Below are 19,216 nucleotides of genomic sequence, written 5' to 3'. Positions count from 1 at the left end.
ACATAATATTTTTTACGGTGGATAAAGTCCTGGTTTCTAGGACTGGGGGCATTTCTTTAAAAGTCTAAAGCTTATTGTTTGTCGATCGCCCTGAAACTACGTAAAGTTCTGTAAAATCCGCGTCCGTGGTTCGTAGTAAGGACTTTAGTGATCTATACTCTCTCTAGCCTTTGTCGTTCCCCGACAGAGTTCTAGCGATGGAGAGTTCGGCTAGTACGGATATCTCGCACCGTTCACCCCTACAACCGCGTTGCCCATCCGCAAGAATAGATTGTAAATTATAAATGTATCGAATAGTAACGGTGTTATGTACAAGCAACTAATTACAAAGATGATCAAACCGCTTTTGAAATCACTATTTGCGATCGGTCTGGTAGTGACGCTAGCCCTCAGTAACGCTGACGGAGCCCTGGCTGCTCGCAGCGGAGGACGTATGGGCGGCGGATCTTTTGGAGCGCCCGCGCGCAGTTATTCATCTCCCAGTCGCGCGCCGTCTGGAGGGGGTTACTACCCTGGCGGCTATGGTGGCGGATTTGGCGGTGGATTTGGTTTCCCGTTCTTGCTGCCGTTTTTTGGATTTGGCGGCGGATTTGGCGGCCTGTTCTCGATTTTGATTTTTATTTCGATCGCCAATTTCCTCGTGCAAAGCTTCCGCAGCGCCCGGGGTGGAACTGACGAACTCGGCAACAGCGTTTCTAGCACCACGGTATCTGTGGCCCGCTTGCAAGTGGGTTTGTTAGCAGAGGCCCGCAGTTTGCAAGCCGAACTCGACTCCCTAGCGCGCACAGCGGATACCGATACAGCAGTCGGTCGCGCTCAAGTGCTGCAAGAATCTACTCTGGCGATGCTGCGCCATCCTGAATACTGGGTTTACGCGGGCGCTGAATCTATGCAAACTCGCTTGGAAGCAGCCGAAGCTAAATTTAACCAGTTTTCTTTGGCAGAACGCAGTAAGTTTTCTGAAGAAACGCTCTCGAATTATAACAATCAGCTCCGGCAGGCAGGGAGCAGCAATATCTTGCCTGGTTTGCAGGAAAACGGCGCGCTGGTTACTTCCGATTTGAATTCCGCTCCCGGTGAATTTATTGTGGTGACGGTGATTGTCGGTACTCAAGGCAAATTGGAATTGCCCTCGGTGAAAAACTCTGAAGATTTGCGCCAAGCTTTGCGCCAGATTGGTGGAGTATCGAGCGAGCAGTTGCTGGCGGTTGAGGTGCTGTGGACTCCTCAAGCTAGCGGCGACACTCTCACTGCTGATGATATGTTGGCCGGCTATCCTGATTTGCGATTGATTTAGCGAGCTAAACGGGGCGCTGAGAATTGTTTCGGGCGCCCCATCCCCAAAGAAAGCTGTGGGGCGAACCCGATCGGTTGTCAGACAAGAAATTTGCAATCTGTTGTGAATGCCGATCGAGTTCAAAAAATTTATTCAACAAATGCTATTATTGAAAGATTAATTATTCAACGCGATGCCTCAGCGATTGGGAACGAAAATTTAATAACTTAAACATCTGCCACAATTTTTTCTATCCCGAGGCGCAGAGGTAAAGAAAGGCTCTTCATCCGGATCTGCATTACTGTCGCTCCGACTGGTAACGAGCAGACGAAAGATGATTATATAAAGAAGCGATCGGGAGCTAAATTTATGCCACACAGCAGCAGCAGAAAAAAAGCACTTTTTATTTTGAGCCAGTTAAATAATGATGATATTGACTGGATCATCCAAAAAGGTAAAAGGGAAGTTCTCGATGCGGGCGGGATTTTGATTTTTGAAGGGAGACAGATAGATGCGTTATATATTGTTTTGGAAGGGAGTTTGAGCGTTTCGATCGAAGCCCAAGAGACGAAAGAACTCGCTAGAATAGCTAGCGGTGAACTTGTGGGAGAAGTTTCTTTTATTGATGCTCGCCCTCCTTTGGCTACGGTAAAGGCGATCGAAAAAACTCACTTGCTGGCAATTCCCCGGCGGCAGTTAGTAGTCAAACTCGAACAAGATATGGGTTTTGCTTCCCGTTTTTATTATGGAATTTCGCTCTGTTTGGCAGACAGGATGCGCGGTACAATTAGACATATAGAATATGGGCGCAATATAGAAGAATTTGATCGACCAGAATTAGAGCGCGAGGATATCAATCCTAGCATTATGCAAAATTTAGCCCTAGCTCAGGCAAAGTTTAATTGGCTGAGGCAAAATGTTAGGGCTTGAGTAATTTTTAGGCATCGGGATATATGTCACAGCATTCTCAAGCAAAATAGGGCCCGGATTTTAGGGGAAAGGTCGATCGACCTTTCCCCTAAAATCCGGGCCCTTTCGAGTTGCTACCTCGCGCGCTGAGGTGCAACTATCAACCAGACAATCTAGATAATTCCTGGCCCTTTGTGACGGGTGTCTGCTTCTTCTGTCAGTTTTCCTTCCTCGCCTTTTTTATCTTTGATTTCCGCAAGAATTCGAGCGCGTTCTGCTGCTTCGGCTTCTTCTTTTGCTTTCAAATCGCCCGGTTCGTTGATGTACATTTCCGGTTCGATCGCGTAATTGTTAACCAGACCTTCTTGGTCTACTGTATAACCATCTGTAGTGTTAATGCTTTCGTTATCGGTTTGGTCGTCTGTTTTGGCGCTTTTCTGCTTTGCTTCGGTGGTTGCGTGCATGAAGTTAGCACCTTCGCGTTCTTGGCGCGCTGCTGTCTCAGCAGGAGTAATGCCCCTGTCGTAGTGGGGGGCTTCCATATTAGCTTCGATTTCTTTGTCGGTTGGTGTTGATTTGCTAATTTCACTCTCGGGCGGTGTTGGTTGGCGATTAGTCATGATTTTTTCCTGAGTTATCTTTTCAAAAAGGTCTTTCGCTTATAGTTTAATATTAAGCTTAAGCTAACTCATTAACAAACTATCTTTGGTTATAGTTTCCTCAAAATTGCTGTTATCTATAATACACTTATTCCGTCTTCCTCAAGACAGATTTAATGGTGTTTTTATTCAAAAATTTACACCGGGCGAGTATATGGCATCTATCTAAAGATAGAGAATTAGTCATTAGTCATTGGTAATCGGGAATTCGTAATTGGAAATTGCGAAAATGACTAATGACTAATGACGTTCCCGATCGGGGACGTTCGGACATTGGACGTTCGCTCGGAGGGGAAAGCACTAATGACCAATGACTAATAACTAGCCTTCGGCTTCGCTCAGGCTAAAATGACCAATGACTAGCCTTCGGCTTCGCTCAGGCTAAAATGAATAATGACTAATGACTAATGACTACTGACTACTGACTAATGACTACTGACTTTTTTTATGCTTCTTTATAGAAGCGGATGATTTCGCGGACGTGGTTGAGAAATTGTCCGTCGTCGGTAAGCTGGGCGATCGCACTTTCTGCATCTCTTGCCAGTTTAGTGTGTTCTGCCTGATTTTTCGCTTGCAAAGATTGTAGAGATGCCGATAAATTAGTTAATTCTCTTGTGGTAGCCTGTTGCTCCCGCTCTTGGACAGCTACCCACGAATTTGGATTATTTAAACTGAATTGATTGGATAAATCTGTAACTGTAGATTCTAAGTTTGCAAAGCGGCTGCGGAGTTCGACAATATCTTCGCGGGGGTACAAAAATTGGCTGCGGATAGTTCTCAGCCGCTGGGCTAAATATTGATAACCTCGGATAGCTGGACGCATTACAGTTAACAGCAGTGCAGCACCGGAACTGAGATAGCCCACAGCACTAATTCCAGTGGCGGCTAGGGCGTAAAGTACGATCGCGCTTCCGAGATGCAGGCCGATCGCCACAAAGAGCGATCGGCGAACTAATACATTAACGTATTTGACTTGTTCATGATCGACAGCAATATTTTTTTTAGTAGATTCAGCCGCTTGCGCTAAAACTTCTTTAGCTTCAAAATGGACATTCCAAGGAACAGTAACTATCAGCAACAGCCATTCAAAAATAGCAATGGCAATTACCCAATCAATAAAACTGCCGGCGGGGACGTGCAGCCATTGCAGAATGGCAAAAATCAACAATAAAAATAAGCCAGTACCCGCACCAAAACCTGCAAAACTGTACATAAAGAGAGCCTTTGTGAAATGTTATTTTGATTGTGAGTAGGTTGTTTTGATATGGAGCCAGAAACTGTGACAGTTAAGTAATCGTCCTATTAATCTCGGTTAATTAGTTATGAGTAACAGTGCTAGGCAAGGGTTGCAACAACTTGACTTTTTTATCGAAATACTTGCTATATCTCAATCGTGGAATGTTATTTTGATTGTGGATAGGTTTTTGGGTGTAGAAGAATAAGCTGTGACAGTTGATAAAGCGTCCTATTGTTCAACCCAGTTTATTAGTGATTAGTAATATTCCAGGACACAAGAGTTTCCAGACACCTAGTTTGTTTGAAAAAAATACACGATCTTTCGCCGAGCAATAATAGTTAAATAAAACGGTTTCTCTGTGAGAATTGCCTAAGTTATAAATAATTATTCATTAGCGATTAGCGATCGGATAAAGTCAGATTTCCCCCAAGTCATACCATTTAAAATTTAAGATTTGAAATTAGTAATGACTGATTGTGTCTGGGTTTACAGCTTATCTACAGTGGCATTCTTTTTTGAACTGGTATAACTCACAGGGTTACACTTGGAGAAGAACGCAGCAATGTCAAAACGCTCCTCTCTCCACTTTTCTTTTGCAGAGCTGCTCGATCGCCTGCAGCTGAGATAAACTGATTGAAAGGTCGATCGCCCGTGAAAGCAAATAAATTACCAGCTTGTCACCGAGAGGGTCATACCGCAAGCTGCAGCCACAGCAAAATAGCTAAAATTAACTCTACCGTATCCGATTTCCAATAACTGCACGCATACAATCTCAAATCAAAAGTCAGCAGGAAGGACAAACCGATGGCGAACTCAACTATTGGTCTAGAAAATAAACTTTACGATTATCTATTATCTATTTCCCTGCGGGAGCCAGATATTCTCGCTGCACTGCGAGAAGAAACTGCTAAGCATCCGATGGGTATGATGCAAATAGCTCCCGAACAAGGTCAGTTTATGGAGATGCTGGTGCAGCTTATGGGAGCGACAAAAACCTTAGAAGTTGGCGTTTTTACTGGTTATAGCTCCCTGTGTGTAGCCTTAGCCCTGCCTCCTAACGGTAAAATTATTGCTTGCGATGTCAGCGAGGAATATACTTCGATCGCGCGACGCTATTGGGAAGCTGCGGGTGTCGCAAACAAAATTTCCTTGCAATTGGGGCCGGCAATCAATACTCTCGACAAACTAATAGCCGAGGGACAAGCCGGAACCTTTGATTTTGCATTTATAGACGCAGATAAAGAAAATTATGAGGCTTATTTTGAGCGATCGCTCCAACTTGTACGCAATGGCGGTTTAATAGTAATTGACAACGTTCTGTGGTCGGGACGAGTTGCCGATCCTCAAGTACAAGACACAAGTACCCTCGCCCTTCGCAGTTTCAACGACAAATTGCGTAACGATCCGAGAGTTACTCTGAGTGTTGTCCCCATTGCTGACGGACTAACTTTAGCCCTGAAACGCCGCTGGGCAACTATGATGCAGCCGGAACATCACAATTAAAGAGTTTTAGCTGCTGGGAACTTTATTAAGACCAAAGAAACCGGGTTTTTATCTGTATTGAAGGCTGCGATACAGTATTTTGGTGAAAAACCCGGTTTCTGCCTACCCCTTTATCTAGAACTATATTAATTACCGACGATCGATTAGAATTAATCAAAATCCTCAACAAATATTATTAAATTAAAGTGACAAATGCTGGTATCAAATTTACAAATAAAATTACCGATTCACGAAACTTTTCAGTGTACTGTTCAAGGCGAAGGTTATTGGACAGGTACTTTAGTTGATTTTATTAGATTGGCAGGTTGTCCCGTGGGGTGTCCTTGGTGCGATACTGGCTACTCGAAAGGTGGCAAAGGTTTGCCGTCGGTGCCGCAGTCGATCGCACAATTGCTAGCTCAATTGCAGTCGCCGAGAGTTGTCATTACTGGCGGCGAACCTTTCATCCACCCGAATTTGCCAAAATTAGTGGCAGCATTGTTACAAGCTGACAAACAGGTAAGTATCGAAACTTCTGGCGCCTATTGGCAAGATGTTTCGCCACTGGCTTGGATTACTCTGTCTCCTAAGGAACACGTCAATCCTAAATATCCGGTACAAGAGCATTTCTGGGAGAAAGCCAATGAAATTAAGTTGGTAGTTAGCACGGGTGAAGAAGTTGATTTTTACAAAAAATATTTTGTTGAAGATAGGAATATTCCTGTGTTTTTGCAGCCGGAATGGGAATCGCGAGAGCGGGCGATTCCGATTATTTTGGAGTTACTAAAACAGCATCCGAGTTATAGGTTGTCTTTGCAAACTCACAAGTTTATTGGCGTGCAATAAACATCCCAAAATCCTGTAGGGGCGGATTGATAAACTATCTATGAAACCACAAATAATATCAAATCCGGTAGCATCGGAATGATTCAGATATATATTCTCGGACTCTGTGTACTCTGTGTACTCTGCGGTTAAATCACCTGACGATCCAAACGGAAACGATATAATCTCATAAACCCGCCCCATCCCCGCCATGATTCACATCAACATCTTAGATCCCGTATAGCGGACACGATATTATTCAATTTTTTTAAGGATTGCAGATTTGGGCGATCGCCCTTTCGTCAGGATAGTTAGCAATATAATTGCCCAGCCATTGGCAACTCAGCTTCATTAAACTATCTACATCTAGTTCCAAATTCCAGATCCTTAAAGTAAAATCGTCGCTAGCAGAAACAAGAGTTTTGCCGTCGGGACTAATGTTAACATCGTTAACTCGATCGCGATGTCCGTCAAAAACTTGTAGGGGCACAGCCTCCGAGTTTGTTGTGGCGTCTGCCACATTCCACAGTTTAATTGTGCGATCGAAACTTGCAGATGCTAAAATTTTACCGTCGGGACTGAAAACAACGCTGTCAATTTCCCTTTGATGTCCTGAAAGAGTTTTGATTTCTTGCCCAGTTTCTAGGTTCCATAATTTAATAGTTCGATCGCCCGACGCGGATGCTAAAATTGTGCCATCAGGGGCGAAACTGACGCTGGTGACAGCACCTCGATGTCCTAAAAAAGATTTGATTTCGCTGCCGTTTTGTGCATTCCACAATTTAACAGTACGATCGCCACTACCGGAAGCAATAGTTTTGCCGTCTGGCGAGAAACTCGCGCTGAAAACCTGACTGCGGTGGCTTTCTAGAACTTTCGGTTCGATGCCGGCGAGGTTCCAGAGTCGTACCGCGCGATCGGTACCTGCGGTTGCCAAAGTGCGGCCGCCGGGACTGAAACTCAGGCTCGAAACCCTGCCACTGTGTCCTTTGAGCGTTTGTGGCTCGATATTTCCTAACAGCGGTAAATTCCACAATTTGACGGTTCCGTCTTCGCTAGCGGTAGCCAGAGTTGGGCTGTTGCTGGCAGGAGGGCTGAATTTGACGCTCCAGATTTCCTTATTCTGGGCTTGCAGGGTGGTGAGAAAAGTCAGGTTTTCGACATCCCACAGCTTGACTAAACCCTCTTCGCCAGCCGATGCTAGGGTTTTGCCGTCGTCGGAAAAACTGACACTTCTGACAGGTTTGGTATGGCCTTTCAGCGTAGCGATTTCTGTTCCGTCTGCAGCATTCCAGAGTTTGACAGTGCCGTCGGAGCCCGAAGATGCGATCGTCAATCCATGGGGCGAATAACTGAGACGCTTGTTGCCCAGCCCCTATGTCCTGTAAAGGTTTTGAGCAAAGTGCCGTCGGCGGTATTCCAGAGTTTGACAGTGCCGTCGGAGCCCGAAGATGCGATCGTCAATCCATGGGGCGAATAACTGAGATTCCCAACGTTATCGCGGTGTCCGGTAAGGGTTATAAGCAAGATGCCGTCTGGGTTCCAGAGTTTGATGGTATTGTCTTCGCTAGCGGAGGCGAGGATTTTGCCATCGGGCGAGAAAACGACTTTGTTATAGAAATCGCTCGGACATGATATCAAGGGCAGATGCGAGGCATATCGATACAGATAAGCGCAGATAATTTCACAAAAGTCTGCAATTTTTGCCAGAAATTTATGATAAAATTAAGACTTAATTTAAATATGAGTTTCTGAACAATCCCATGAATTTCCGCTTCCGATTGTGTACTTCCATCAGTTGAGCGCGATAAGCAGACCACTCAACTTTTCGCTCAGCTTGTATATAGGCAGCACGGGCTTTTTCTAGCCACTTAATTGCACTATCGTACTCGGCTGATTTCATTGCATTTAGAATCGATTCAGCGCGCTGACAAGCATTGGCGATTACCCAATCTGGGCGATGGGGAATTGCTGCCATCATCACTCGATGAACGAGTTCTGAACTGTAAGATGTTTCTACAACGGCGATCGCCTCTTCAATCATTTTTTCATGCAGAAAAATATCAACCTTTGCTTCGGTAGAACTGTAGCTTTGAATGGTTCTTACAATTGCCAACAAATCTACTCTCAAGGTTGACCAATTATCTCCTGATAACTCCTGCAATGAAAGATAATCATTCAAGGAAGGTTGAATTTTAAAAATTTTAAGTTTAGCATTAAACGCAGCTTCTTTTTCGCCTAATTCATCGGCTAATTCACTCATACAAATTGCCAGTTTATAGGTAAGATTGCCGGGTAAATTCAACCCAGCTTGACAAATTTCTAGAGCTTCTTCTGAATATCCGTCTTCTTGTAAAATTTGAACTAGAGCAAAAGCCTCTTCGACTGATGTCATCTCGGTTTCCGCAGCTTTCACAGCTTCTTCTATTCTCCCCAAACGAGCTAACATGGTCAAATATTGTTGAATACAGCCTTCTGCCTTGGCTAGGTATAAGTATTCTTTTTCGCGGTTCTGGCGATCGAGAATTTGTAAGCGAGTCAAGGTTAATTCACGAGCATAATCTGGTGGATTATCAGCCCAGATTCCCGTTCCAGTAAGGTTTCCTTCCAATATCTGCTGGAGTGGCGGGTAGTCCCAACCTTGGCGTAAAGCTTCCAAACTCATGCTGAAATTACAATCCCATTCATCGTTCCAACCTTCTAACATCACCTGAAAATCTATTTCTTCCTCAGCAGTTAGTTCGGCGGTCAAAATGGCTGTTGTCCAAGCTTCATCCAAAGCATTGGTGATTTCATAACTTTCAAAACCATATTCTTCTATCTCATCCCAATCATCAACGCAGCCTGCAGTAATAGCTTCTAAAATTACTAAAGCGTTTTTGCCATCTCCTTGTTCGCTGAATTCCTGGGCTTGCTGAATTAATTCTAAAATTTCTTCTGTAATTGGGTCTTCTTCATCATAACCATATTCATACTCGGAATAATCCTCAGCTTGTCGGAAAATGTCTCGTACTTGTCGCCGAAAAGGAGCAGGATCGATCGCACTTTGGCGATGTATTTTCGTCATTTGGCTTGTCGCCGCAGACACAGCGTTAGAATTAACGTATAGTTCGATCGCATTTATCAGCGACGGTTCGTTGTCCACTAAATGCTCTACTAACTCATAGATTTGGGCATCGTTGAGGCGAGAAAGCAAGTCTTCCAGCCTCTCGCCATGTTCAATTTTTTCGGGTTCTCGCAGACACAAAAACAGCGTAGCGATAATGTGTTTGCACCATCCATCGCCATCGTAAGGACAAGTGCACAATACTCCAGATGTTAATCCCGCAGGATTGAACGGCAGGCTAACGCTGTAGGCTTGAGATTGAGAACCGTATACTGTTGCTTGCACCCTATTGCCACGGAGGACTGCGTTAGTAACATTTCCATCTAAATAGTAATCTTCGGCTCGGTTGAGCGATCGCTCAGAACTGTTATTTTTGATGATTGTTTCACTAAGTTTGGGAATAGGCATGACACTAAGCCTCAGTAATTAAAATATTAGACTCGATTTTACCCGAAAAATGTCGATTTGTAGTGAGGAGTAAAGTCCTCGGATTTAATTAGGAATCGCATTCCGAACGCTCAAACCATGCTGGGAATCGAAGTGGATTTGAAGCATCAAATTTTGAAGGTTTTGCCCGACGGGCCGACGGAAACTTATTTGACGATTCTTTGATGTTAATCTCAATGCAGGGGAAGTAAACATTATGCAGTCTACTGTGCAAACAGCAGCGGGTATTAAAACTGAACCCTCAACTGTCAACTATCAACTGTCAACTGTCAACTATTTGACGATTCTTTGATATTCTTGAGTTTGGATGCTATCTATTCCAAAGGCAGCGCTAAGATGGTTAAGCACTGTTTTGCACTACTCTCATGTCCCAACGCGCCGAAACCTCACCCAGTCAGTCAAGTGCATCCCACAACGGACATCATGTGACGACTTTGAACTCCAACAGCCAAAATACGATTCAGATTCGGGGTGCGAGACAGCACAACCTGAAGAATATCGATTTGGAACTGCCGCGCGATCGACTGATCGTGTTTACTGGTGTCTCCGGTTCCGGTAAGTCTTCCCTGGCTTTCGATACAATTTTTGCAGAGGGACAGCGCCGCTACGTTGAGTCTCTCAGCGCCTACGCGCGCCAGTTTTTGGGACAGTTGGACAAACCGGATGTGGACGCGATCGAGGGGTTGAGTCCGGCTATTTCGATCGACCAAAAGTCAACTTCTCACAACCCGCGATCGACTGTCGGCACTGTTACAGAAATTTACGATTATCTCAGATTGCTCTACGGCAGAGCTGGCGAACCGCACTGTCCGATTTGCGATCGCTGCATTGCGCCACAGACAATTGATGAAATGTGCGATCGAGTCATGGCCCTTCCAGACGGCACTCGTTTTCACCTTCTGGCGCCGGTGGTGCGCGGAAAAAAAGGCACTCACCGCAAATTACTGTCTAGTTTAGCTTCCGAAGGATTTATTCGAGTCAAAGTTAACGGAGAAATTTTAGAACTGTCAGAAAATATCGAATTAGATAAAAATCATACGCACAACATCGAGATAGTTGTTGACAGGTTAGTTAAAAAAGCCGGTTTAGAAGAACGTTTAGTTGACTCTCTAACAACTTGTTTGCGCCATTCTGAGGGAATTGCGATCGTTGAAGAGTTACCGACTGATGAAAATTCCGAACCCAACGGGCCCATCGTATTTTCCGAAAACTTTGCTTGTCCCGAACACGGCGCGGTGATGGAAGAACTTTCGCCCCGATTGTTTTCGTTTAATTCGCCCTACGGCGCGTGCCAAAACTGCCACGGTTTGGGGAATTTGCGGACTTTTGCGCCGGAGTTGGTCATTCCTGACGAGAAAGCACCTGTTTATTGCGCGATCGCCCCTTGGTCAGACAAAGACAATTCCTATTATCTCTCTTTGTTGTGCAGTGTTGCTGATGCCTGCGGCTTTGATATCGACACTCCTTGGTTCCGATTGAAGCCACAACACCAACAGGTGATTTTGTATGGAAACGAGTTTAAACAAACCGCAGAAGGTAAAAAGCGAGACACCAGCGTCACTGATTTGCGGAGAGATTTTAAAGGTGTAATTTCCATGTTGCAGCGCCAGTACGACGATACTGGTTCTGATTTAATTAAGCAGAAACTGGAACAGTATCGAGTCGATCGCCCTTGCGAGGTTTGTCGCGGCAAACGCTTGAAAGCAGAGGCGCTGGCGGTGCGGCTGGGACAGTACCGCATTGTCGATTTGACCAGTATTTCGATTCGCGACTGTCGAGAGAGAGTCGAGAATTTGGGATTGAGCGATCGGCAATTTCAAATATCCGACTTAGCCCTGAGAGAAATCAAAGCTAGGCTGCAATTTTTGCTGGATGTCGGATTAGATTATCTGACATTAGACCGTCCAGCAATGACGCTTTCCGGCGGCGAAGCCCAGCGAATTCGCCTCGCCACTCAAATCGGTTCCGGCTTGACCGGTGTCCTCTACGTTTTGGACGAACCCAGCATCGGACTGCACCAAAGAGACAACTTTAAGCTGCTGCAAACCTTAACAAAATTGCGGGATTTAGGCAATACTTTGATTGTAGTAGAACACGATGAAGAAACCATGCGATCGGCCGACCACATTGTCGATATCGGGCCAGGCGCAGGCGTTCACGGCGGCAAAATTATCTCGCAAGGAAGTTTAGAAAACTTGCTTGCCGCCGAGGAATCTTTAACCGGTGCTTATTTGTCGGGAAAACGAGTAATTGAAACTCCCAATGAAAGGAGAAAAGGCAACGGTAAAGCTCTCTCAATCAAAAATGCGACACGCAACAATTTAAAAAATATTGATGTGGAAATTCCGCTGGGTAAACTCGTCTGCGTGACAGGTGTTTCCGGTTCGGGAAAATCCACCTTAATCAATGAATTGCTGTACCCGTCGCTGCAACACTATCTTACCAAAAAAGTTCCTTTACCGCCGGATATGGAAGCTCTCAAAACGAAGGGCGAACGGTCTCTGCAGGATGTAGTTGATAAGGTAATTGTCATCGATCAATCTCCCATCGGCCGCACTCCGCGTTCCAATCCCGCTACTTACACGGGAGTCTTTGATGTGATTCGGGATTTGTTTGCCGAAAGCATTGAAGCAAAGGCAAGAGGTTACAAAGCTGGGCAGTTTTCTTTTAACGTGAAAGGAGGCAGGTGCGAAGCTTGCGGCGGCCAAGGAGTGAACGTAATTTCGATGAATTTTCTGCCGGATGTTTACGTGCAGTGCGAGGTTTGCAAGGGTGCGCGCTACAACCGGGAAACGCTGCAAGTGAAGTACAAAGGCAAGTCTATTTCTGATGTTTTGAACATGACAGTAGAGGAAGCCTGGGAAATGTTTAAAAATATTCCTAGGGCTGGTGTCAGATTGCAAACTTTGGTGGATGTGGGTTTGGGTTACATTCAGTTGGGACAGCCTGCACCGACTCTTTCAGGAGGCGAAGCGCAGCGGGTAAAGCTGGCAACGGAACTGTCGCGCCGCGCGACTGGGAAGACGCTTTATTTGATTGATGAACCGACGACTGGTTTGTCGTTTTACGACGTTCACCATTTGTTAAATGTGCTGCAAAGGTTGGTGGATAAGGGTAATTCAATTTTGGTCATCGAACACAATTTGGATGTGATTCGGTGCTGCGATTGGGCGATCGATTTGGGCCCGGAAGGAGGAGATAAGGGCGGCGAGATTATTGTGGCGGGAACGCCGGAGGAGGTATCGGCAAATTCTCGTTCTTATACTGGGAAATATTTGAAAGCTGTTTTAGAGCAGCATCCTTTGGGGGAGGCTGTAGCTGTTAGTTAACTAGCAGGAATTACGCAATTCTCATAATTAGTAAGGTGCGTCAGATATTTAAACCTTCAATAATCGTTTAAGAAACTCATCTGACGCACCATACTAAAATACGTCGTCTAATTGATAGAATATAGGTGCGAATCCTTCGCCCATCCAGATATATTTACAAAATTAGGATAATCGTTCATGAGTCGGAAATACTATTCTCATCGTACTGGCAAAAATCCTGATGCGAGTCGCTTCGATCTACCCATATTCGTTAAACTTTTCAAAGCTGTTTATCTTGAGTTTCTAAAGAACGATTATTTTTATGCAAAGTATGAAGCTGTCTCAGGCAAGCTAGGTGCTGATATAGAAGCACAAATGTTCCTCGACATCAGGAAATCTGATTTATACCCAATTGAGGAAAAATGTAATAATTATTCAGAGGATGACTTGTTTGATGTCATCGAGTTTCTTTACGATTGTGTTTCTAAGCATATTCATGGATACGATGGATGGGATGATTATGAGGATTATTATGACACCTTAGCTGGTCAGCAAGAATTTAGAGAGAGAATTAATCAGCTCTTGTGTGACTATAGAGAGGGATATGAACTATCCGAAAATGGTGAAATTCTAGAATTTCCCGAGCAAGGATTGGAGGAGTTAGTTCTTGCAGAACTGCCTCCTTACGATCCTGAAAATGTTGAGCAGCGAGTTCAATCCGCAATTCTAAAATTTAGACGTTCTCGCTCATCTCTAGATGGAAAGCGTGATGCAGTTCGAGACTTAGTTGATGTTCTTGAGTTTCTGCGTCCTCAAATTAAGAAAGTAGTCTTCAAGAAAGACGAGGACGATTTATTTAATATAGCTAATAATTTTGGAATACGACACCACAAGGACGCTCAACAGCAGGATTATGACAAAGCCATTTTTTATAGTTGGATTTTCTATTACTATCTGGCATCGATACACGCTTGTTTAAAGCTAATTAAAAAGGCTAAAAGCCAGTCACCATAAGCGCTAGAGGTAACAGTTTATGGCAGCGGACGAGCAAAAACCACTGGTGATGAATTCGAGGTTATTTGTCGCCGCTTCATTTTACGGCTGATTGTCTCAATCCGTTATGACATCGGCATTATTTTTATCCGCTTTATTGGCACTCATGCCGAGTATGACAAGGTAGATGCAGAAACAATCTAAACACAAATTGATATATGGATATACGTCCAATTAGAACCCAAACTGACTATCAGGATGCCCTTCGAGAGGTTGAGTTGCTGTTTAATGCAGCTCCTAATACACCTGAGTCCGATCGCCTAGATGTGCTCAGTACCCTAGTAGAAGCTTACGAGAAGGCACACTTTCCGATCGCAATACCCGATCCCATTGCAGCCATTCAATACTACATGGAGGCTCGCGGATGGTCTGGTAGCGATTTGGAACAATGTATTGGCAGTCGAGTTAAAGTTTCTGAGATATTATCTCGCAAACGCTCCTTGACTTTGGAAATGATTCGGAAGCTGAATCAAGAGTTAGGAATTCCCGCTGAGATTCTCATCCAGCCCTAGGAGTCGCTACAAACCTCCGCCTAACAATAGAACACCATATTTTGGGACAGTTGGTAATTTTCCATTGCACAGACAATGCACCTGAATAGTCACAAAGCAGGATTTTGGATGAAAGATTAACTATCTTGAATTGTCGGAGACATTGCTATATTTTGCGCTTGTTTTTGCATGAATTCAATGTCCGATCGCAACCAAGTGCGGGGCCCGCTGCATTGATGAGCAACTAACAGCCCCCACAGCCCTTTTTTCGTTAAAATTGGCACGACCAAATTAGCGCGAACCTTCATGCTACGCAGAAAATCTCGGTGACATTGGTTGAGGGGTTCTGTTTCAATATCTGCAATTGCTCTAACTCTGCCGCCTTCGTACAATGCTGCGTATTCGTCGTTAAAACATTCGTCTGGCCCGGTTGAGCCTAAGATTGAGAATTCGATCGCACTTAACATCTCGCAAGTCACTTGACCCTGCCACTGCCTGTAAAAATAATACAGCACCGCGCGATCGCTCTGCAAAACTTCTCGAATGTCGTATAGGGATTTTTCAACTAATACGTCGCGCTTTAGACTATCTGTCAAGCGGTTAACAATGTTTTGCAGGCGATCGCCAGACATGATATGAACTCCTTCAATTTCTAGTGTACTCGCAAACTATGAATTATTTAACTTGCATCTTCAAAAATTGTCAACTCTTTGAGGTTCTGGATTCTCGCCCGCTCGAAAATAAGTTATTTTTGGCTTGACAGTTCTCGAAACGGAAGTAACATTATACTAATATTTTGACTGAGTTCGCAATCCTTTCGGGAAAAGGGCTCGACACCTGTTCCACACAGGAATCACCAAATCACGAAGGGCGATAGATCGTTTTGAATTGTTCAATTCTTTAATCTGAAATCTCAACTTATTTAACTGCTAAAATCTATCTCTAGCTAGAGGAACTATCAAATATGCCTGTGCTGAAAGAAGCTTGGAAACACGCATTTATTGCGACAAATAACATCAAGCTTCATGGTGTCACTCAAGGTTCCGGGCCGCTGATGCTGATGCTGCACGGATTTCCCGAATTTTGGTATTCTTGGCGCCATCAAATCCCGGAATTTGCGTCAGATTATCAAGTTGTCGCTGTGGATCTCAGAGGTTACAATGACAGCGACAAACCGAAGGATAAATCTGCCTACGTGATGGCAGAGTTTGTGCAAGATGTCAAGGGAATTATTCAGGGTTTGGGATACAAAAGTTGCGTTTTAGTCGGTCACGACTGGGGAGGGGCGATCGCCTGGAATTTTGCCTATGCTTATCCAGAGATGGTCGATAAATTAATTGTGATGAATTTACCGCATCCGGCCAAGTTTGCGGAAGGGCTGCGAACTCCCCAACAATTGCGAAAAAGTTGGTACGTTTTTTTGTTTCAGTTGCCGATTTTGCCGGAGTTCTTAATTCGGTTGGGTGACTATCGGGCGATCGCCCTTGCTTTTGAAGGCATGGCTGTTGACAAAAGCAGCTTTACCCCCTCTGACATCCAAGCTTACAAAGATGCGGCGGCTAAACCGGGCGCTCTGACTGCTACTATCAATTATTACCGCAACATTGCTAGCGGATTTCTCGATCGCCAGAATTGGGATGTGCTGCAAGTTCCGACGCTGATGATTTGGGGAGAAAACGATAGCGCCCTCGGCAAAGAGTTAACTTACGGGACTGAAGATTACGTCCGGGATTTTCAGATTCAGTACATTCCTAATTGCAGCCACTGGGTACAGCAGGAACAGCCGCAGTTAGTGAATCGGTACATGAGAGAGTTTTTGGCAAGCAAAGCTGTTTGAGAAAATATTTTGCACTATTTTCCGCTGGCGCAGGGTTTTCCCCCTGGAGGACTTTTTAGTAATTTCAGTCTTGGACGCACTCCGACACTCAGAAACCGGGTTTTTTAGCGATATTGAAGGTCTTAATTAAGTATTTTCGTAAAAAACCCGGTTTCAAGTGAGTCCTATTTTCTCTACTCAACCCAGATGTCTCCCAACTTACCGACTGCTGATTCCTTCCGTCGTGCGCCCGCTCATTTCGCTGGGGTAAATGCGGTAGATTGCTATTACCTCCGCACGCCCCCAAGAGTCAATCCAAGTGCGATTGATGGCGGGTGAAAGTGTGGGGTTGTGTTCTTTGACCAATTGCATCGCGCGATCGATGTCTGGCTGCTGGGTGAGGCGTTCTGCTCGCCCGTTGACGACAACGCTGCGCCAGTGTTCCGAATCGCGGACTTCTTCAACTTGCAAGCAGACTTCTGGATTTCCGTCCATATACTTAGTTTTCATCCCGACAGTTGTGAAAATGTATATGTCGGAATCTTGGAGATAATAGTGCATTGGGACAACGTATGGATGCCCTTCAAATACACAGCCGAGGTGTCCGTGCCCTACTTTCTGCAAAAGCTCTTGTATTTCTTTTGAGCTCATTTCATCAATATCTAACATTTTATGCTCCTTATAAGAATTAGGTACTCTAGAGAAATCCCTCGATGTTTAAAATTTCTTCACGAGTTGGGCTGCTGGTCTAATTTATTGCGTTGTTGATGCGCCTGTTTGGTTTTTCTAAAAAATGTATGATTTTGGAGATTGTAACCTTAATTGTTCACAATTGTCATCTACCTTTAGACCGAGATTGTTTGTATAAAAATTTGTATGGCTCTGATTAGTTTTAATCTTATGTCCGATCGCGCGATCGGACATAAGATTTATTTTGATAGGCCACAAGCGGCCAAACATATTTTAAACAAAAAAATGGTTTGCAGTTACGACTAAAGTCCTGACTGCAAACATTTTTTATTATGAGCTATTCAGCGGAGATTATATTAAATCTATGTAACCGATCGCCCTAGCCTAAAGAATTTTTGAGTAATGTAAGAAAGCCTTGTCCTGTCAAAACTTCGATCGCCAGCAAAGAAACAAATCCGATCATCGCAAAACGTCCGTTAACTTTCTCAGCGTATTTTGTGAAACCGGTGCTGACGTTGGCGTCTACATACATCGTGGGTTCGATCGCGAAGTTGTTGAGGAGGCCTTGGTCATCTACCATCATGTTACGTGAAGTCATGGATTTTTCCTTGTTTCGTTGCTTTATATGAATAAATGTAACAGAGTATTAACTTATATTACAGTGATTGGGCGCATAAAAGTTTGTGATGCTAGTCACAAACGTTGGCACTAAGACTTGGGCGGCCTCGAAACGCTAAGCTGTCGCGAATCTAACTTGCACGGTAACTGGTTCCAGAGGCATAGCCACGAAGAGTGGAGCGGGCAGGATGCCCGTTCAAAACCTTAAATCTAAATATATAAGAGCCAACTTGGTTGATAACGATTATCATTATATTTATGAGTCAACATACCATCACCGCCGTAGCGGGCCCGCCCGGAAGCGGCAAAACAACCTGGATTCGACAGCAGCTAGCAGCCCAAACCCCGCCCCTGCTGTATTTTTGCCCCGGAAGCGGCAATGTGCCGATCGACCAAACCTGCATCGCCGCCGAATTCCCCCACATCACCACCCTGAGAGACGGCGAAGAGTCCCTACTCGCGAAACACCTGGAAAACGGCGTTTCAGCCTACATCGAACTGGGATTTTACCTGCAACTGACAGCAGTAGAAAACCTACTCCAAAGCTTTCCCAGCCGCCGATTTGCTGTAGTGCCGCCAGAAATCAAAGACACCGAATGGCATCAGTGGGCGGATGCAGTTGTAGAGGGAATAGCCGTCAGCGGCGAACCAGAAAAACTATCAATTTGGCGCAGCCCCGCCAGTGGCCAAGTCCTAGATCCCGCCAGCCTCGATCTGTTTTGGTATGAAGAAATGACCCAAGGAGCCTACGGCAAAATCCACCGAGCCAAAGGCATTTTTGACATAGCCGACGGGCGATCGTTCTACTTCGATTTCTCTGCCGAATTCAAAGAAACCGCCCACGAAGAATTGCCACTTCCCCGCTGGCTCGAAGGCCGCCCCCAAAGATTTAGCGGCATAGAAATTGTCGGCGAAAATCTCGATGAAACAGCATTAGGACAAACCCTAGAAGATTGCTGTCTGTCCGAAACAATTCTGTTGAATTACCAACAGCAAGTCAAACAAGCACTATTATTAGGAGAAGAAGAAACCGAATGAAAATAGCAGTTATGTCCTGCATTCACGGCAACTACGAAGCCTTAAATGCAGTTTTGTCAGACATTGACGAACAACAAGCAGAAAAAATCTTTTGCCTTGGAGATTTAGTCGGTTACGGCCCGCATCCCCACGCCGGGTAGTGCCCTGAAGGAAAGGATCAGAGTACGTTATGATTAGAGAAGTGTTTGCCATAGCGTGATATGAAATTAGAAATTAATTGTTGCCCTAATTGTGGTTCGGAAGAAGTTAGTCGAAACGGTC

Annotated in this window: 18 protein-coding genes and 1 pseudogene; 11 read left to right on the top strand and 8 right to left on the bottom strand. The window is 44.8% G+C overall.

Features of this window, described 5'->3' with window-relative positions:
- The first annotated feature begins 307 nt into the window (after positions 1–307).
- On the top strand, positions 308–1,297 hold the full coding sequence (locus IQ263_RS23975) for a DUF1517 domain-containing protein (protein WP_194070635.1): 990 nt from the start codon (positions 308–310) through the stop codon (positions 1,295–1,297).
- Positions 1,298–1,645: 348 nt separating this feature from the next.
- The gene (locus IQ263_RS23970) at positions 1,646–2,206 is read left to right on the top strand and encodes a cyclic nucleotide-binding domain-containing protein (RefSeq protein ID WP_194070634.1); all 561 of its coding nucleotides are present in this window, start codon (positions 1,646–1,648) and stop codon (positions 2,204–2,206) included.
- 152 nt (positions 2,207–2,358) lie between these two features.
- Here IQ263_RS23970 and IQ263_RS23965 read toward each other — a convergent pair whose 3' ends face one another.
- Together IQ263_RS23965 and IQ263_RS23960 are read right to left on the bottom strand one after the other, a co-directional pair.
- Entirely contained in the window at positions 2,359–2,805 is a 447-nt protein-coding gene (locus IQ263_RS23965; protein WP_194070633.1) for a hypothetical protein, read from the bottom strand.
- Positions 2,806–3,289: 484 nt separating this feature from the next.
- A complete protein-coding gene (locus tag IQ263_RS23960) occupies positions 3,290–4,057 on the bottom strand; it encodes a hypothetical protein (RefSeq protein ID WP_194070632.1) in 768 nt (255 codons plus the stop codon).
- Between the two features lie 828 nt (positions 4,058–4,885).
- On the opposite strand from IQ263_RS23960, the gene IQ263_RS23955 reads away from it, so the two are divergent.
- A complete protein-coding gene (locus IQ263_RS23955) occupies positions 4,886–5,584 on the top strand; it encodes a class I SAM-dependent methyltransferase (protein WP_194070631.1) in 699 nt (232 codons plus the stop codon).
- A gap of 192 nt (positions 5,585–5,776) precedes the next feature.
- The gene (locus tag IQ263_RS23950) at positions 5,777–6,409 is read left to right on the top strand and encodes a 7-carboxy-7-deazaguanine synthase QueE (protein WP_194070630.1); all 633 of its coding nucleotides are present in this window, start codon (positions 5,777–5,779) and stop codon (positions 6,407–6,409) included.
- A gap of 247 nt (positions 6,410–6,656) precedes the next feature.
- Here IQ263_RS23950 and IQ263_RS23945 read toward each other — a convergent pair whose 3' ends face one another.
- From IQ263_RS23945 to IQ263_RS23935, 3 genes are all read right to left on the bottom strand, one after another.
- Entirely contained in the window at positions 6,657–7,724 is a 1,068-nt protein-coding gene (locus IQ263_RS23945; RefSeq protein ID WP_194070629.1) for a WD40 repeat domain-containing protein, read from the bottom strand.
- On the bottom strand, positions 7,721–8,029 hold the full coding sequence (locus IQ263_RS23940; protein ID WP_255515923.1) for a WD40 repeat domain-containing protein: 309 nt from the start codon (positions 8,027–8,029) through the stop codon (positions 7,721–7,723). The genes IQ263_RS23945 and IQ263_RS23940 overlap by 4 nt, the downstream gene beginning before the upstream one ends.
- A 91-nt stretch (positions 8,030–8,120) precedes the next feature.
- Positions 8,121–9,902 carry an SWIM zinc finger family protein gene (locus tag IQ263_RS23935; RefSeq protein ID WP_194070628.1) on the bottom strand — a complete coding sequence of 594 codons (1,782 nt, stop codon included), beginning with the start codon at positions 9,900–9,902 and terminating at the stop codon, positions 8,121–8,123.
- Between the two features lie 404 nt (positions 9,903–10,306).
- Here IQ263_RS23935 and uvrA point away from each other — a divergent pair, with 404 nt between their 5' ends.
- The 4 genes from uvrA to IQ263_RS23915 all read left to right on the top strand — a co-directional run bounded on the left by uvrA (position 10,307) and on the right by IQ263_RS23915 (position 14,814).
- Positions 10,307–13,270, top strand: a complete 2,964-nt coding sequence (gene uvrA / locus IQ263_RS23930) for an excinuclease ABC subunit UvrA (protein WP_194070627.1) — start codon at positions 10,307–10,309, stop codon at positions 13,268–13,270.
- A 177-nt stretch (positions 13,271–13,447) separates the two neighbouring features.
- Positions 13,448–14,263, top strand: a complete 816-nt coding sequence (locus tag IQ263_RS23925) for a hypothetical protein (protein ID WP_194070626.1) — start codon at positions 13,448–13,450, stop codon at positions 14,261–14,263.
- Between the two features lie 63 nt (positions 14,264–14,326).
- Positions 14,327–14,446, top strand: a complete 120-nt coding sequence (locus IQ263_RS23920) for a type II toxin-antitoxin system HigB family toxin (protein ID WP_333193945.1) — start codon at positions 14,327–14,329, stop codon at positions 14,444–14,446.
- A gap of 14 nt (positions 14,447–14,460) precedes the next feature.
- Complete coding sequence (locus IQ263_RS23915) at positions 14,461–14,814, top strand: helix-turn-helix domain-containing protein (protein WP_194070625.1); 354 nt, start codon at positions 14,461–14,463, stop codon at positions 14,812–14,814.
- A 116-nt stretch (positions 14,815–14,930) separates the two neighbouring features.
- On the opposite strand, the gene IQ263_RS23910 is transcribed toward IQ263_RS23915, so the two are convergent.
- Entirely contained in the window at positions 14,931–15,425 is a 495-nt protein-coding gene (locus tag IQ263_RS23910; protein WP_194070624.1) for a GAF domain-containing protein, read from the bottom strand.
- Between the two features lie 332 nt (positions 15,426–15,757).
- Between IQ263_RS23910 and IQ263_RS23905 the strand changes: the two genes are divergently transcribed.
- A complete protein-coding gene (locus IQ263_RS23905; protein WP_194070623.1) occupies positions 15,758–16,630 on the top strand; it encodes an alpha/beta fold hydrolase in 873 nt (290 codons plus the stop codon).
- Positions 16,631–16,828: 198 nt separating this feature from the next.
- Here IQ263_RS23905 and IQ263_RS23900 read toward each other — a convergent pair whose 3' ends face one another.
- Together IQ263_RS23900 and IQ263_RS23895 are read right to left on the bottom strand one after the other, a co-directional pair.
- Positions 16,829–17,278: a pyridoxamine 5'-phosphate oxidase family protein gene (locus IQ263_RS23900; protein WP_194070622.1), complete on the bottom strand. Its 450-nt coding sequence runs from the start codon at positions 17,276–17,278 to the stop codon at positions 16,829–16,831.
- Between the two features lie 400 nt (positions 17,279–17,678).
- A complete protein-coding gene (locus IQ263_RS23895) occupies positions 17,679–17,897 on the bottom strand; it encodes a chlorophyll a/b-binding protein (RefSeq protein ID WP_194070621.1) in 219 nt (72 codons plus the stop codon).
- A 278-nt stretch (positions 17,898–18,175) separates the two neighbouring features.
- On the opposite strand from IQ263_RS23895, the gene IQ263_RS23890 reads away from it, so the two are divergent.
- Complete coding sequence (locus IQ263_RS23890) at positions 18,176–18,955, top strand: GTP-binding protein (RefSeq protein WP_194070620.1); 780 nt, start codon at positions 18,176–18,178, stop codon at positions 18,953–18,955.
- A pseudogene (locus IQ263_RS23885) lies at positions 18,952–19,089 on the top strand (metallophosphoesterase family protein); the annotation flags it as partial. The gene IQ263_RS23890 and the pseudogene IQ263_RS23885, both read left to right, overlap by 4 nt.
- Positions 19,090–19,216 lie beyond the last annotated feature (127 nt).

The sequence above is a fragment of the Tychonema sp. LEGE 06208 genome, assembly GCF_015207505.1.
Taxonomy (GTDB): domain Bacteria; phylum Cyanobacteriota; class Cyanobacteriia; order Cyanobacteriales; family Microcoleaceae; genus Microcoleus.
The sequence above is the reverse complement of the archived record's forward strand: the minus strand, read 5'-3'. Positions and strand labels throughout refer to the sequence as shown.

Bases quoted from the DNA above. Each gene is read 5' to 3' on its own strand.
- IQ263_RS23975 (WP_194070635.1), top strand. From the start codon at position 308: ATGTACAAGCAACTAATTACAAAGATGATCAAACCGCTTTTGAAATCA.
- IQ263_RS23970 (WP_194070634.1), top strand. From the start codon at position 1,646: ATGCCACACAGCAGCAGCAGAAAAAAAGCACTTTTTATTTTGAGCCAG.
- IQ263_RS23965 (WP_194070633.1), bottom strand. From the start codon at position 2,805: ATGACTAATCGCCAACCAACACCGCCCGAGAGTGAAATTAGCAAATCA.
- IQ263_RS23960 (WP_194070632.1), bottom strand. From the start codon at position 4,057: ATGTACAGTTTTGCAGGTTTTGGTGCGGGTACTGGCTTATTTTTATTG.
- IQ263_RS23955 (WP_194070631.1), top strand. From the start codon at position 4,886: ATGGCGAACTCAACTATTGGTCTAGAAAATAAACTTTACGATTATCTA.
- IQ263_RS23950 (WP_194070630.1), top strand. From the start codon at position 5,777: ATGCTGGTATCAAATTTACAAATAAAATTACCGATTCACGAAACTTTT.
- IQ263_RS23935 (WP_194070628.1), bottom strand. From the start codon at position 9,902: ATGCCTATTCCCAAACTTAGTGAAACAATCATCAAAAATAACAGTTCT.
- uvrA (WP_194070627.1), top strand. From the start codon at position 10,307: ATGTCCCAACGCGCCGAAACCTCACCCAGTCAGTCAAGTGCATCCCAC.
- IQ263_RS23925 (WP_194070626.1), top strand. From the start codon at position 13,448: ATGAGTCGGAAATACTATTCTCATCGTACTGGCAAAAATCCTGATGCG.
- IQ263_RS23915 (WP_194070625.1), top strand. From the start codon at position 14,461: ATGGATATACGTCCAATTAGAACCCAAACTGACTATCAGGATGCCCTT.
- IQ263_RS23910 (WP_194070624.1), bottom strand. From the start codon at position 15,425: ATGTCTGGCGATCGCCTGCAAAACATTGTTAACCGCTTGACAGATAGT.
- IQ263_RS23905 (WP_194070623.1), top strand. From the start codon at position 15,758: ATGCCTGTGCTGAAAGAAGCTTGGAAACACGCATTTATTGCGACAAAT.
- IQ263_RS23900 (WP_194070622.1), bottom strand. From the start codon at position 17,278: ATGTTAGATATTGATGAAATGAGCTCAAAAGAAATACAAGAGCTTTTG.
- IQ263_RS23895 (WP_194070621.1), bottom strand. From the start codon at position 17,897: ATGACTTCACGTAACATGATGGTAGATGACCAAGGCCTCCTCAACAAC.
- IQ263_RS23890 (WP_194070620.1), top strand. From the start codon at position 18,176: ATGAGTCAACATACCATCACCGCCGTAGCGGGCCCGCCCGGAAGCGGC.